This is a genomic window from Achromobacter sp. Bel (assembly GCF_012928505.1).
GTDB lineage: Bacteria > Pseudomonadota > Gammaproteobacteria > Burkholderiales > Burkholderiaceae_B > Achromobacter.
The window spans coordinates 36,903-51,245 of sequence record NZ_JABBJN010000028.1 but is presented as its reverse complement, the minus strand read 5'-3'; the positions used below and the strand labels follow the sequence as shown (position 1 = coordinate 51,245).

11 protein-coding genes are annotated in these 14,343 nt (G+C 66.1%); all 11 read left to right on the top strand.

All coding sequences use genetic code 11. From position 1 onward, the window contains the following. Positions 1–119: 119 nt before the first annotated feature. The 11 genes from HG262_RS18185 (at position 120) to HG262_RS18135 (ending at position 14,322) form a co-directional block, all read left to right on the top strand. Positions 120–1,040, top strand: coding sequence for a branched-chain amino acid ABC transporter permease (locus HG262_RS18185; protein WP_105560344.1), 921 nt, complete (start codon positions 120–122; stop codon positions 1,038–1,040). 2 nt (positions 1,041–1,042) lie between these two features. Beyond that, entirely contained in the window at positions 1,043–2,005 is a 963-nt protein-coding gene (locus HG262_RS18180) for a branched-chain amino acid ABC transporter permease (RefSeq protein WP_169272341.1), read from the top strand. Continuing rightward, entirely contained in the window at positions 2,002–2,778 is a 777-nt protein-coding gene (locus HG262_RS18175; protein ID WP_169272340.1) for an ABC transporter ATP-binding protein, read from the top strand. The genes HG262_RS18180 and HG262_RS18175 overlap by 4 nt, the downstream gene beginning before the upstream one ends. After that, positions 2,778–3,482 (top strand): ABC transporter ATP-binding protein, encoded by a 705-nt coding sequence (locus HG262_RS18170; protein ID WP_169272339.1) that lies wholly within the window; start codon positions 2,778–2,780, stop codon positions 3,480–3,482. Before HG262_RS18175 ends, HG262_RS18170 begins: the two co-directional genes overlap by 1 nt. A 229-nt stretch (positions 3,483–3,711) precedes the next feature. After that, on the top strand, positions 3,712–5,700 hold the full coding sequence (siaA, locus tag HG262_RS18165) for a biofilm regulation protein phosphatase SiaA (protein ID WP_211187483.1): 1,989 nt from the start codon (positions 3,712–3,714) through the stop codon (positions 5,698–5,700). Positions 5,701–5,723: 23 nt separating this feature from the next. Beyond that, positions 5,724–6,263, top strand: coding sequence for a biofilm regulation protein kinase SiaB (gene siaB, locus HG262_RS18160; protein WP_169272338.1), 540 nt, complete (start codon positions 5,724–5,726; stop codon positions 6,261–6,263). Between the two features lie 40 nt (positions 6,264–6,303). Beyond that, complete coding sequence (gene siaC, locus HG262_RS18155) at positions 6,304–6,681, top strand: biofilm regulation phosphoprotein SiaC (protein ID WP_169272337.1); 378 nt, start codon at positions 6,304–6,306, stop codon at positions 6,679–6,681. Continuing rightward, positions 6,678–7,475 (top strand): biofilm regulation diguanylate cyclase SiaD, encoded by a 798-nt coding sequence (gene siaD, locus HG262_RS18150; protein ID WP_169272336.1) that lies wholly within the window; start codon positions 6,678–6,680, stop codon positions 7,473–7,475. The genes siaC and siaD overlap by 4 nt, the downstream gene beginning before the upstream one ends. 39 nt (positions 7,476–7,514) lie before the next feature. Continuing rightward, complete coding sequence (locus tag HG262_RS18145) at positions 7,515–10,091, top strand: EAL domain-containing protein (RefSeq protein WP_169272335.1); 2,577 nt, start codon at positions 7,515–7,517, stop codon at positions 10,089–10,091. A gap of 1,091 nt (positions 10,092–11,182) precedes the next feature. Continuing rightward, positions 11,183–13,534, top strand: a complete 2,352-nt coding sequence (locus HG262_RS18140) for a bifunctional salicylyl-CoA 5-hydroxylase/oxidoreductase (protein WP_169272334.1) — start codon at positions 11,183–11,185, stop codon at positions 13,532–13,534. After that, positions 13,531–14,322, top strand: coding sequence for an SDR family NAD(P)-dependent oxidoreductase (locus HG262_RS18135; protein WP_169272333.1), 792 nt, complete (start codon positions 13,531–13,533; stop codon positions 14,320–14,322). The genes HG262_RS18140 and HG262_RS18135 overlap by 4 nt, the downstream gene beginning before the upstream one ends. Positions 14,323–14,343 lie beyond the last annotated feature (21 nt).

Here is a 14,343-nt window from a genome sequence, read left to right as displayed (position 1 = left end):
GCTCGGGCGGGCAGGTTTCGTGGGCTGCGCAGGGTGGGCCGCGTGAGGCATAACCAGGTGGTTTTGATGATTTGGCCGCGAGCGACGCCATCGGCGATTCGCGGCAAGGGGAAGTGTTCATGACGTTTACGCTGATCGTCGAGCAATTGCTGAACGGTCTCCAGTTTGGGTTGATGTTGTTTTTGATCGCGGCCGGGCTGACCCTGGTGTTCGGCATCATGGACATCATGAATCTGGCTCACGGCTCGCTCTACATGGCCGGCGCCTACGTCGCCGCCGAAACCATGCAGCGCACGGGTTCATTCACCGCCGCCGTCCTGGTGGCGGCCGTCGCGACCGGCCTGGTCGGCGTGGCGCTGGAACTGACGCTGATCCGCCGCCTGGCGCTGCGCGACCACCTGGCCCAGGTGCTGGGCACCTACGCCGTCATCCTGATCGCCAACGATCTCGTCAAGATGATCTGGGGCCCCGCGCCTGTCATGCTCAATATGCCGGCCGTGCTGTCCGGTCCGGTGCGGCTGCTGCCGGACCTGCTGTATCCCGCCTACCGCCTGATGATCATCGTGTTCGGCGTGGCCGCCGCCGCGGGCCTGTATTGGTTCGTGACGCGCACCCGCGCCGGTGTGCTGGTGCGGGCGGGCGCCTCCAACCGCCAGATGGCCACGCTGATGGGCGTGCGCGTGCCGCTGCTGTTCCTGGGCGTGTTCGTGCTGGGCGCGATGCTGGCCGCGGTGGCCGGCGCCCTGCTGGGGCCGATCACGTCGGTGCAGGTGGGCATGGGCGAAGAAATCCTGATCCTGGTGCTGGTGTGCATCGTGATCGGCGGCATCGGATCGATCCGCGGCGCCTTCGTGGGCGCCTTGCTGGTGGGCATGGTGGACACGGCGGGGCGGGCGTTCCTGCCGATGCTGCTGCGCCAGGTCTTTTCTCCGGCCGTGGCCTCCAGCGTCGGTCCGACGCTGGCCGCCATCGCCATTTACGTATTGATGGCGGCTGTGCTGGTGTTCCGGCCCTCCGGCCTGTTTCCGGCGCGGGGTTGACGATGAGAACCACAATCTGGACCGTGGTCCTCCTGGCGGCGCTGGCGGTGTTCCCGCTGGTGGCGCCGGCGCTGGGCCTGGACTTCTATATTTCCTTCGTGCGGCGCGTGCTGATCTACGCGCTGGCGGCGACCAGCCTGAACCTGATCCTGGGCTACGGCGGCATGGTGGCGCTGGGGCACGCGGCGTTCTTCGGCGCCGGCGCCTATGCGGTGGGCATCCTGGCGATGTCGGGCGTAACCTCGGCGTTGATCGTCTGGCCGGTGGCCATGCTGCTGGCGGGCGTGCTGGCCTGCATCACGGGGGCGATCTCGCTGCGCACCCGCGGCGTGTACTTCATCATGATCACGCTGGCATTCGCGCAGATGCTGTTCTACATCTTTATTTCGCTGCGCCAGTACGGCGGCGAAGACGGGCTGAACCTGCCCGGCTATTCCACGCTGCCGGGCATCGACCTGTCCCATGACGTCAGCTTCTATTACCTGGTGCTGGTGTTGTTCGCGCTGGTCATGTGGGGGTTCAGCCGGGTGGTGTCCTCGCGCTTCGGCACGGCCTTGCAGGGCATCCGCGAGAACGAGTCGCGCATGGAGTCCATGGGCTACCCGGTCTATCGCATCAAACTGGCGGCCTTCACGCTAAGCGGCGCGGCAGCCGGCCTGGCCGGCGCGCTGCTGGCCAACCACAACCTGTTCATCTCGCCCAGCCTGATGCATTGGACGCAATCGGCCAACCTGCTGATCATGGTGCTGGTGGGCGGCATCGGCCTGCGCTGGGGCGGCGTGGCCGGTGCGGTGGTGATGCTGACGCTGGAAGAAGTGCTGCGTCTGTGGACCGAATATTGGCACCTGCCCCTGGGGGTGCTGCTGCTGTGCGTGGTGTTCGGCGCGCCGCGCGGCCTGGTCGGCCTGTTCGGCCCGTTGTTCGGCGGACGCGCCACGCCCCAATCCGGCAAGGTGGGATCATGAATCCGTCTATCAACGCCACCGCGCCTGCCTTGCAGGCCTCCGGGCTGGTCCGCCGCTTCGGCGCGCTGGTCGCCACCGATAACGTGTCGCTGACCCTGAACCCGGGCGAAATCCACGCCCTGATCGGTCCCAACGGCGCGGGCAAGTCCACGCTGATCCACCTGCTGTCCGGCACGTTGGCGGCGGATTCCGGCACGTTGACGGTGGGCGGGCGCGACGTCACGAGCATGAACGCGCACCAGCGCGTGTCGGCCGGGCTGTCGCGGTCTTACCAGATCACCAATATCTTCAAGCAGTCCAGCGTGCTGGACAACCTGGTGCTGGCGGTGCAGGCCCATGCGGGCAGCAGTTTCCGGTTCTGGAAGCCGCGCGCCGCCGAATCCGCGCTGTATGAACAGGCGCGCGAGCTGGCCCGGGAATGCGCCATCGACGCGGCCCTGCTGGACCGGCCGGCGGGCACCTTGCCGCACGGCGAACAACGCAAAGTGGAGTTCGCGCTGGCGCTGGCCGCCCGGCCCAGCGTGCTGCTGCTGGACGAGCCCATGGCCGGCATGGGCCCCGACGAGACCGTCCGCCTGACCGAATTGATCGAAACCCTGCGGGGACGGGCCGCCATGCTGCTGGTCGAACACGATATGCAGGCGGTGTTCCGCCTGGCCGACCGTCTGTCGGTGCTGGTGTATGGCCGCGTCATCGCGACCGGCACCCCCGACGAGATCCGCGCCAACCCGGAAGTACGGCAAGCCTATCTGGGCGACGAGGAGACCGCGTGATGCTGACCATCGAATCGGCCCAGAGCGGCTACGGCGCCAGCCAGGTACTGTTCGGCGTGGACCTGCAGATCGGCGCCGGGCAGGTCGTGACCTTGCTGGGCCGCAACGGCATGGGCAAGACCACGCTGCTGCGCACCCTGTTCGGCCAGTTGCCGCTGCGGGGCGGCAAGATCCAGTTCGCGGGGCAGGACATCAGCGGCTGGAGCCCGGACCGCATTGCCCGGGCGGGCGTGGCCATCGTCCCCGAAGGACGCCAGTGCTTTCCGAATCTGACGGTGCGCGAACACCTGACCGCCTTCGTCGCCGCGCGTAATCCCGAAATCGGCGAGCCCTGGACGCCCGAACGCGTATTCGACCTGTTCCCCCGGCTGGCCGAACGCGCCCGCAACATGGGCAACCAGCTCTCGGGCGGCGAACAGCAGATGCTGGCCATCGGCCGGGCGCTGGTCACCAATCCCCGGTTGCTGATCCTGGACGAGGCCACGGAGGGCCTGGCGCCCAAGATCCGCGAGGAAATCTGGAATTGCCTGTCGCGGTTGCGCCAGGCGGGGCAGACCATCCTCGTCATCGATAAATATGTCGAAAGGTTGCTGAGCCTGGCGGACCAGCACGTCATCCTGGAGCGTGGCAAGGTCGTGTGGACGGGCGACTCGCGCGCGCTGGACGCCGACCGCGGCCTATGGGAACGCTATCTGGGCGTGTAGTAATAAAGCCGCATCGCCTGCGGGGGCGCTCGTAAAAAATACGATATAAAACGCAATAAACCCGCATTTACATTGCTGGGCTGAAACTTAAGGTGTCTGGAACGCATCCAGACGTTTGCGCCTGTTTCATTTGACCCCGCTGTTCTCTACACTTAGCGCGCCTGACCCTATCGTGCCTTCAGGGCGGGTACGCACGTCACGTCTTATCAAGTTGTCAGGATGACTTCGCATGGCGAAATGGGGTTTGCGCAAAAAATCATTGATGGCGCTGCTGTTGGCATGCGTGATCGCCTTGGCGTCCGCCGCCGTGATCGGTTGGCTGGTGCTGGATGGGGTCAGGGACCACTTCGGACGCGCCTTCGCCGATAACTTCACGCAACTCAACCGGCAACGCATCCTGGCGCCGGTGTCGCGCGAACTGGCCTTGTCGCTGCGACTGGCCGATAGCGAAGTCACCCGGCGCTGGCTGCGCAACGAAGGCGATCCGGCTGCCCGCGAGCTCTTCTTCCGCGAAGCCGACGGCTACCGCCGCGATCTGCTGGGCCGCGCCTACTTCATCGCCAGCGCCGCAAGCGGCCACTACTACTTCAACGACGACAAGCCGTTGTCCGAGGCGCCGCGCTATACGCTCAGCCCCGGCGCGGCGGACGACGGCTGGTTCTACGCCACGCTGAAGTCGCCGGCCAAGTACAACATCAACGTTAATCCCGACCTGAAGCTCCAGACTACGAAGGTGTGGATCAACGTCCAGGTGCGCGACGGCGACCGCGTCGTGGCCCTGACCGGCGCCGGCCTGGACGTGGGCGGCTTCCTGCGCGATTTCGTCAACAGCGGCCAGCCCGGCGTCACGCCCATCATCGTCGACGAGGAAGGCGCCATCCAGGCGCATATGGACGCCACCCTGATCGCCTACAACTCCGGCGCGGGCGGCGCCGCCGGCGGCCGGGGCAGGGTGTTCAACCTGCTGGACGACGGGCCGGGCCGGGACGAATTGCGGGCAGCCATGCGCGCGGCCCAGGCCGATCCGCAATCGGTGCAATCCGCCTGGGTGAAGATCGACGGCGCGCGCCAGTTGATGTCCGTGGCCTATATGCCCGAGTTGCATTGGCACGTGCTGACGGTTGTGGACCTGGGCGCCGCGCGCGTGCTGGATACCGGTTGGCTGTGGCCGGCGGCGATCGGCCTGGCGGTGCTGTTCGCCGCCATGCTGCTGGGCTTCGGCTACGCCATCGAGCGGCTGATGCTGCGTCCGCTGCGTCGCCTGCAGCAATCGGCCCGCGCCATCGCGGACGGCAGCTACGACGTGCGCCTGCCCCCGGGCGGGCAGGACGAGATCGGCGACCTGAGCCGCGCCTTCGGTGTCATGGCCGACAAGGTCCGCCAGCACACGGCCGAACTGGAGTCCAAGGTGCGCGAACGCACGTCCGAGTTGGAGGACGCCAACCGGGCCATGGCCGCCGCGCACAAGAAGATCGGCGACTCCATCGACTACGCCAGCCTGATCCAGCGCGCCATCCTGCCGGACCGCCAGCTGACGCAGTCCCTGGGCGCGCACCACTTCGTGCTGTGGAAGCCGCGCGACGTGGTGGGCGGCGATTTCTACGTCTTCCGATCGGACGGCGCCAACTGCCTGCTGGGTATCATGGACTGCGCGGGCCACGGCGTGCCGGGCGCGCTGATGACGATGCTGGCGCGTGCCGCCATCGATCTGGCGATCACCGAGGTCGGCCCCGGCGATCCTGCCGGGATCCTGACGCGCACCGACATGGCCATCCGCGCCATGCTTGCGGATGCGCAACTGCCCCGGGCGCTGGCCACCAATACCGATGCGGGCCTGGTATATATTGACCGCCAGACGGGACGGCTGCGGTATGCCGGCGCGAAGATCAGCCTGTACGCCAGCGATGGCGAGACCTTGCGCGAGATCCCCGGCGGCAGGCGCGCGTTGGGCGACAAGCGCACCGGGGTCTACGCGAATATCGATCTGCAGATGGAACCGGGCTGGACCTATTACCTGGCGACAGACGGGTTCCTGGACCAGGCGGGCGGCGAGCACGGGTTCGGGTTCGGCAACACGCGTTTCGCGGAAATGCTCAAGAGACACGCGCGGCAGCCGTTAACTGAACAGGCCGTCGCGTTTACGCAAGCGCTGGCCGAATACCAGGGTGGCCGTCCCCAGCGTGACGACATCACCTTGCTGTCTTTCCGTTTCGAATAATCGTTATCAGGGCGGTAACCGCTATGAATGCCTCCGATCTCTATGCGTTGGGTGAACGGTTCAATCAGAACCGCACCCTGCTGTGCTTTAACGGGCCGATCTCCCGCAGCTTGATCGAGGAAATCGGCAACGCGCTCAAGAATTACCTGAACGCGGAACATGTGCGGCCGGCTGAAGCGATGGACGTTTTCTCGGTGTACATCGAGATGATCCAGAACATTCGCCAGTACGCCGCCGCTCACGGCGACGCCGAGGCGTCGGCGACCGTCGTGATCGGCCGCCGCGACGAAAGCCGCTACGTGGTGTCGGCGGGCAACCTCGTCAAGTCCGACGACGGCCATGCCCTGGTCGCGCGGATCCGCGAACTGGCCGCGCTGGACAAGGCGGCCCTGAAGGCGGAATACAAGACGCAGCTTCACAAGCCGCGCACCCAAGGCGTGGCCTCGGGCGCGGGTCTGGGGTTGATCGATATCGCACGCCGCGCCGGCGCCCCGCTGGAAGCCAGCCTGACGCCCGCCGCCCAGGAAGGGCAGGCGTTCTTCAGCCTGAGCGTCGTGATCTGAAGGCTCCGCGCGCATCCAAGAATTATTTTCGGAGTATTTGATGAAAGATTTGAACATTCCCGGGACGCAGTCCACGCCCGCCATCACCGCTGATGCGGCTGCCGGCGTGCTGGCGATGCGCGGCGACTCCTACCCCGAGAATTCCTTTGAACTGTTCGGCCCGGTGATCGAATGGGTCGAGGCTTACCTGCTGGGCTCATCCGCCCCGTTGAGCCTGGAACTGGAACTGCTGTATCTCAACACCAGCAGCATCAAGTCCGTCATGGACATCTTCGACGTGATCGAAGCCGCGCACGGCAAGGGCCGACAGGTCAGCGTGACCTGGTTCTACGACAAACGCAATGAACGCGTCGGCGAGCTGGCCGAGGAATTCAAGGAAGACTGCACCTTTCCGTTTTCGGTGGTTGGCCGCGAATGAAACCCGGCGCCGCCGAACTGGATCGACGCATCACCGAACTGCTGGCAGACCCGGCCTATGACGGCCACCCTCTGCGCGACGCGCTTGAGGCGCTTTGGCAGCATACGGCCGAGCAGATGGCCCGCATCGAGCGCGTGACCCAGTTGTCGGACGCCTACCAATCCATGGCGCACGAGCGCGAACTGGGCCTGTGCGACCAATTCGACCGGCAGTTGCGCCGGTTGACGCGCATTGCGCGAATTTCCGACCACTACCAGAACATGATGCGCGACCTGAACGCCGCGCTGGAAGAGACCTCCAGCCGCGATCCGTTGACCAGCCTGCTGAACCGGCGCGCCCTGATGGAAATGATCAAGCAGGAAGTCGAGCGCGCCTCGCGCATCGGCGAGAGCCTTGTCGTGGCCATGCTGGACGTGGACCACTTCAAGTCGGTCAATGACCGCTACGGGCACGAAACCGGGGACCGCGCGCTGGTCGAGCTTGCCGGCGTAATGCGCGAAAGCCTGCGCGAGTACGACTTGTGCGGACGCTGGGGAGGCGAAGAATTCCTGGTGCTGCTGCCCAACACGCAGCCAGACGCCGCCCAAGGCGTCATGGACCGGCTGGTCGGCGCGGTGCGCGGGCTTGCGGTGGCGGCGGGCGAGGACGTATTGAGGTTGACGGTCAGTATCGGCATGGCGCATCACCAGTTGGGAGAGACCTTCTCGGAAACGCTCAGTCGCGCGGACCAGGCGCTGTACCTGGCCAAGCAGGACGGACGAGACCGCGTCGCGCTTGGCTTTCCAAAGCGCTGAATGAAACCGGAACAGCTGTATTCCGGTATGGAGCCCCTTATGCTTGATACTCATGTAGGCGTTTCGAGCGCGGGCCCCCAGGGCGCCGCGTGGCATGCGGGCAATTACCTGACGTCGATGGATCGGGCGCTGCTGCTGTTCGATTTCGACGCGAGCGGTTCGCTGACGAACGCCAACCCCAATTTCCTGGCCGCCTCGGGGTACTCCCTGGAGGAGGCCTTGACGCTGCGCCACGACATGCTGTGCGACAGCATGGACGAAGGCAAGGGCATCGCCAGCGGAGAGCGGATCTGGGCCCGCCTGCGCCAGGGCGATTATTTTTCGGGCACCTGCCGCTACCGTAAGAAAGATGGCGGTTCGCTCTGGATCGAGGCCACTTACCTGCCATTGAAGGATGATGACGGTGAGGTCGCGCGCATTTCGGTCATCTCGCGCAAGTCGATTGCGGATGCCGAGCGCCAGGAAGAGATCCGCCTGCTGCTGCTGGGCATCAACGAAACCGGCAACGCCGTCGCGGTGTCCGGCAGCGATGGCCGCATCGTCTATGTGAACGACGGCTTCCAGCGCATGCTGGGTTTCGGTCGGGGCGATGCCGTGCACCAGGAACTGGGCGAATTGCTGGCCGGCGGCCGGCCCGACGGCGGCACCCGTGAAGAGCTGGACCGCCGTATCGCCTGCCGCGAGGGCTACCACAAGGATGTGCTGGTCTATGACCGCTGCGGCAAGCCCCTATGGGTATCCGTCATGGCCAACTCGGTCTTCGACGACCGTGGAACGCTCGTCAATATCGTGGACGTGCTGACCGACATCACCCCCACCAAGGTGCACGAAGTGCTGCAGCGCCGCGTGCTGCAGGCGATGGTGAACGAGGCCTCGGTGGTCGAGGTCATGAACATGGTGTGCCGCGAGGTCGAGCGCTTGGCGCCGGAAGTGGCCGCCACCGTGCTGCGCGTGGACGACACCGGCCACCTGCGGCCGCTGGCGGCCCCGAGCATGCCGCCCGCCTACTCCGACGCGCTGGACGGCGTGAAGATCGGCCCGCAAGCGGGCGCGTGCGGCACCTCCGCGTTCCTGGGCCGTCCCGTCATCGTGCCCGACATCGCCACTGATCCCCTGTGGGACGATTACCGCCACCTGCCGCTGCCGGACGACATCAAGGCGTGCTGGTCGTCGCCCATCAAGTCCAGCGACGGCCGTGTGATCGGCACCTTCGGGTTCTACTTCCGCGAACGCCGTCTGCCCGACGATTTCCATCACCGCCTGGTGGACGTGTGCGTCTACCTGTGCGCGCTGGCGCTCGAGCGCGAAGAAGCCCGCGCCCGCATCCGCCAACTGGCGTTCTACGACGAACTGACCGGCCTGCCGAACCGCAACCTGCTGCTGGCCCAAGCCGAGCAGGCCCTGGCGCGCGCCGAACCGGAACGCAAGCGCGTGGCGGTGCTGTTCCTGGACCTGGACCGCTTCAAGCAGGTCAACGACACCCTGGGTCATCCTATCGGCGACGCCTTGCTGCGCGACGTGGCCCAGCGCCTGCGCCGCCTGGCGCGGGCGACCGACATTGTCGGACGGCTGTCCGGCGACGAGTTCGTGATGATGATGCCGGACTTCGAGCACGGCCGCCTGACCGCTGCCGCCGAACACATCCTGGTGGCGCTGGCCCAGCCGTTCTCGGTGGGCGGTATCACGCTGAATCCGTCGGTCAGCATCGGCATCAGCGTGTTCCCGGAAAACGGGCGCGACATGGATACGTTGCTGCGCCACGCCGACATGGCGATGTACCAGGCCAAGACCGCGGGCCGCAACCGGATCTCTTTCTTCAGTGCGGAAATGAACCGCCAGGCGCAAGAACGCCTGGCGCTCGAAGCCGCCTTGCGCGACGCGCTGGAAGCCAAGGCGCTGCGCCTGCACTACCAGCCGCAGGTGGGCCTTAAGAACGGCAGCCTGTACGGCGTGGAAGCGCTGGCCCGCTGGCGCCACCCGACGCTGGGCGACATTTCGCCCGTGCGTTTCGTGCCGTTGGCCGAAGAGTGCGGCCTGATCGGCGACCTGGGCGACTGGGCGCTGCGCGAGGCGTGCTCGCAATTGGCGACGTGGCGCAGCAACGGATTGAAGGTGCCGTCGGTATCGGTGAACCTGTCGGCCACGAACTTCCACAACCTGAACCTGCCCCGGATGATCGCGGCCACGCTGGCCGAATTCGGCCTGGCGCCCGCCGACCTGATGCTGGAGATCACCGAAGGCGTGGTCCTGGACGCCACCGCCGGCACGCTGCGGACGATCGCCGAATTGCATCGCCTGGGCGTGCGCTTGTCGATGGACGACTTCGGCACGGGGTATTCCAGCCTGGGGCACTTGCGGCGTCTGATCGTGGATGAACTGAAGCTGGATCGAAGCTTTGTCCAGGGATTGGAAAGCGACGACGCAGCGCGGGCGTTGACGAGCGCCGTGATCCGGATCGGAGAGAGCCTGAGCTTGCCGGTGGTAGCCGAAGGCGTCGAAAACGAGGAACAGCGGCGGTTCCTGATCGAACAGGGGTGCGCGGCGGGGCAGGGCTTTCTGTTTTCGCCACCGTTGCCGGCCAGGGAGTTAGAGGAGTGGCTTCGGGGGAGAGCTTGACGGCATTTTTTGTTGTCGCGGGAGGGGGTTCTTAAGACGCCCGCCATGTCGGTGGCCTGCGGGGCGCGGGTCAACGATTGCGGTCCGGAGCCTTCGCTCCGGACTGCCCCGTCGTCATCTTCGTCACTGCCTGCGGCAGCTCCTTCAGATTCCCTCGGGCTTATCGACTCCCCGCGCCCCGCAGGCCACCGACACGACGGGCTCTGTCAGTTGGACCCTGCCGTCAACTGGGGAGAACGGTTTTCTTGGGGCTCTCTCCACCGGTGTTGGGCTAGCGGATGATTTTGCGGGGCCCGCTCCCGGCCGGCCGCGCGGGCGGCCTTTGGGAGCTTACGCGCCGTCTTGCGATCCCCAATGCCGCTGCGCGCCTACGAAGCGAGCAACCCTCGCAATGCCGCAAATTTCAGCCGACGCTCGCAACAATCACCGCCCTCCCTTTTAGACGGGTGGCGCGCGTCCAGGTACGAAGAAGCAAGCCGCTATCCGCCGCGCGCCACCCGTCGCTCCACCTCCCCCCTGACGGCGGGGCGCAATAGAAAACCAATCACTATCAGCGCGCAAGCGCTCACCGCCTCGACGTCTCACAACGCGTATGCCGAATGCGGCCGCCCGCGCGGGCGCATGAGGCGGGCCCCGAAAATCTCGTCAGTAAACCGCGCTCTAGCAGCGCGCGAACCAAGACGGCGCAGCTCGTCGCCGGGGTCGGGTGGGTGGCGCGCAACCTTGATGCGCCCGAGGGAATCTGAAGGCCGCGGCCGCAGGCCGCAACGAAGATGACGAGAGGGCAGTCCGGAGCGAAGGCTCCGGACCGCAATCGCGGGCGCGCGCCACCCACCCGACCCCGGTGACGAGCGTCCCAAGAAAACTAAGGCCTCCCCAAGAAGACCAAGGCCTCCCCAAGAAGCACTCCCCCCACTCCGCCGTGCCCTAATACCGTCCCCATTTCCCCAAAGACCTAATAGATTTCCCCCATTTGCGATCCCCCCACTTCAGGTATATATTTCAAGCCTAAACTATCCAGACCTAAATATCCGCGGCGCCCCGCTCCCGATAAACGAGCGACTGTCGCGTACCTCGGAGCGTATACGGCAATGAAAATAGTCTGCATCGGCGGCGGTCCCGCCGGCCTGTATTTCGGTCTGCTGATGAAATTGCAGAATCCCGCGAACGAGATCACCGTCATCGAACGCAACCGGCCCTACGATACGTTTGGCTGGGGCGTGGTGTTTTCGGACGCCACCATGCAGAACCTGCGCGAAGCAGACCCCGTTTCCGCCCAGACCATCGGTGACGCGTTCAACCATTGGGACGACATCGACATCCACTTCAAGGGCCGCAGCATCCGCAGCAGCGGGCACGGCTTCATCGGCATCGGGCGCAAGAAACTGCTGAACATCCTGCAGGCGCGTTGCGAAGACGTCGGCGTCAAACTGGTGTTCGAGAACTTCGTCCAGGACGACCAGGCCATCGCTCGAGAGTACGACGCCGACCTCGTCATCGCCTCCGACGGCATCAACAGCCAGATCCGTACCCGTTACGCCGACACCTTCCATCCCGACATCGACCAGCGCCGCTGCCGCTTCGTCTGGCTGGGCACCAAAAAAGTGTTCGACGCCTTCACCTTCGCCTTCGTGCAGACTGAGCACGGCTGGTTCCAGGCCCACGCCTATCGCTACGAAGACGGCATGTCCACCTTCATCGTGGAAACGCCCGAAGAGACCTGGCAGGCCGCCGGCATCGAGCAGATGAGCCAGGAAGAGGGCATTGCCTATTGCGAAAAGCTGTTCGCGCCCTGGCTGGACGGCAATGCGCTGATCAGCAACGCCTCGCACTTGCGCGGCTCGGCCATCTGGATCCGCTTCCCGCGCGTCATCTGCAACACCTGGGTCCACTGGAACACGCTGGAAACCGCCCGCGGCCAGCGCCGCGTGCCCGTCGTACTGATGGGCGACGCCGCCCACACCGCCCACTTCTCTATCGGCTCTGGCACCAAATTGGCGCTGGAAGACTCCATCGAGCTTGCGCGTTGCTTGAGCGGCGCGGAAGGCAGCGTGGAAGCCGGCCTGAAGCACTACGAGGAAGTCCGCAGCGTGGAAGTGCTGAAGATCCAGAACGCTGCCCGCAACTCTACCGAATGGTTCGAGAACGTCGAACGCTACGCGGAACTGGAACCCGAGCAATTCGCCTATTCACTGCTGACCCGTTCGCAGCGCATCTCGCACGAGAACCTGCGCCTGCGCGACCCCGCCTGGCTGGAAGGCTTCGAACGCTGGATCGCGGAGCGCGCTGGCGCGCCGGCGGCGGCCGGCAAGCGTCCCGCCATCCCGATGTTGACGCCCTACCAGGTGCGCGGCGTGCGGCTGAAGAACCGCATCCTGGTGTCGCCGATGGCCATGTACTCCTGCGCGGACGGCGTGCCGGGCGACTTCCATCTGGTCCACCTGGGCGCGCGCGCCATGGGCGGGGCCGGCCTGGTCATGGTTGAAATGACCTGCGTGTCGCCCGATGGCCGCATCACCCCGGGCTGCCCGGGCCTGTGGAACGACGAGCAGACCCAGGCCTTCGCCCGCATCGTCAATTTTGTGCATGGCAACAGCGACGCCCGCATCGGCGTGCAGTTGGGCCACGCCGGCCGCAAGGGGTCCACCCAGCTCGGCTGGCAGAAGATCGACCACCCCTTGACCGAAGGCAACTGGCCGCTGCTGTCGGCCTCCGCCTTGCCCTACATCGACGGCGTGTCGCAGACGCCACGTGCCATGACGCGCGACGACATGGACCAGGTGCGCGACAACTTCGTCGCCGCCGCCCGCCGCGCCACCGAAGCCGGCTTCGACTGGCTGGAACTGCACTGCGCGCACGGCTACCTGCTGTCCAGCTTCATTTCGCCGCTGACCAACCACCGTGAAGACGAATACGGCGGCAGCCTTGAGAACCGCCTGCGCTTCCCGCTGGAGGTCTTCCACGCCGTGCGCGCCGTGTGGCCCGAAGACAAGCCGATGTCCGTGCGGATTTCCGCCAGCGACTGGGTCGAAGGCGGCATTACCGCCGACGATGCGGTGGAGATCGCGCGCCACTTCAAGGCTGCCGGCGCCGACATGATCGATTGCTCCTCGGGCCAGGTCAGCAAGGAAGAAAAGCCCGTCTACGGCCGCATGTTCCAGACCCCGTTCGCCGACCGCGTGCGCAACGAAGCCGGCATCCCCACCATCGCGGTGGGCGCCATCTTCGAGGCCGACCACGCCAACGGCATCATTGCTTCGGGCCGCGCCGACCTGTGCGCCCTGGCGCGTCCCCATCTGGCCGACGCCTCCTGGACGCTGCGCGAAGCGGCGCGAGTGGGCTACACCGACGTGGCATGGCCCAGCCAGTATTTCGCCGGCAAGCGCCAGCTGGAAACCAACTTTGAACGCGCCGCCGCGATGGCGCAACTGGATATCAAATGACGACAACCCCGCAACCCCTCGCCGGACGCCACGCGCTGGTGACGGGCGGCGCCCGCGGTATTGGCCTGGCCAGCGCGCGCGCGCTCTTGGCGCGCGGCGCGCGCGTCACGCTGCTGGGCCGCGACGGCGCGTCGCTGGACGCCGCCGCCGACAGCCTGGCCAGCCTGGGCCAGGTGCAGACCGTCAGCGCGGACATCGCCGACGAAGCATCGGTGCGCGCGGCCTTCGCGCAAGCCGAAGTGGAATTCGGCCCGGTGCTGGTGTTGGTGAACAACGCCGGCCAGGCCGTGAGCCAGCGTTTCGATCGCACCGATTCCGCGCTGTGGCAGCAGATGATCGCCGTCAACCTGACCGGCACCTTCCACTGCATCCAGGCGGCGTTGCCCGGCATGCTGCAGGAAAAGTGGGGGCGGGTGATCAACGTGGCCAGCACGGCGGGGCTGATCGGGTACGGCTATGTCAGCGCCTATTGCGCCGCCAAGCACGGCGTGATCGGGTTGACCCGGTCGCTGGCGCTGGAAACCGCGCAAAAGGGCGTCACCGTGAATGCGGTGTGCCCCGGCTACACCGAAACCGACATCGTGCGCGGCGCGGTGACGAACATTGTGGACAAGACCGGCATGACGCCGGAAGCCGCCCGGGCCAAGCTGGCCGAGCGCAACCCGCAGGGCCGCCTGGTGCAGCCCGAGGAAGTGGCCGAGACGGTGGCCTGGCTGGCGCTGCCGGCGTCCGCCTCCATCAACGGCCAGGCCATCGCCGTGGACGGCGGCGAAGTGATGACCGGCTGAGGCCGGCGCGTCCCACCCACC

Coding starts and splice junctions, on each gene's coding strand:
- HG262_RS18135 (WP_169272333.1), top strand. CDS start 13,531: ATGACGACAACCCCGCAACCCCTCGCCGGACGCCACGCGCTGGTGACG.
- HG262_RS18170 (WP_169272339.1), top strand. CDS start 2,778: ATGCTGACCATCGAATCGGCCCAGAGCGGCTACGGCGCCAGCCAGGTA.
- HG262_RS18175 (WP_169272340.1), top strand. CDS start 2,002: ATGAATCCGTCTATCAACGCCACCGCGCCTGCCTTGCAGGCCTCCGGG.
- HG262_RS18145 (WP_169272335.1), top strand. CDS start 7,515: ATGCTTGATACTCATGTAGGCGTTTCGAGCGCGGGCCCCCAGGGCGCC.
- HG262_RS18180 (WP_169272341.1), top strand. CDS start 1,043: ATGAGAACCACAATCTGGACCGTGGTCCTCCTGGCGGCGCTGGCGGTG.
- siaD (WP_169272336.1), top strand. CDS start 6,678: ATGAAACCCGGCGCCGCCGAACTGGATCGACGCATCACCGAACTGCTG.
- HG262_RS18140 (WP_169272334.1), top strand. CDS start 11,183: ATGAAAATAGTCTGCATCGGCGGCGGTCCCGCCGGCCTGTATTTCGGT.
- siaA (WP_211187483.1), top strand. CDS start 3,712: ATGGCGAAATGGGGTTTGCGCAAAAAATCATTGATGGCGCTGCTGTTG.
- HG262_RS18185 (WP_105560344.1), top strand. CDS start 120: ATGACGTTTACGCTGATCGTCGAGCAATTGCTGAACGGTCTCCAGTTT.
- siaC (WP_169272337.1), top strand. CDS start 6,304: ATGAAAGATTTGAACATTCCCGGGACGCAGTCCACGCCCGCCATCACC.
- siaB (WP_169272338.1), top strand. CDS start 5,724: ATGAATGCCTCCGATCTCTATGCGTTGGGTGAACGGTTCAATCAGAAC.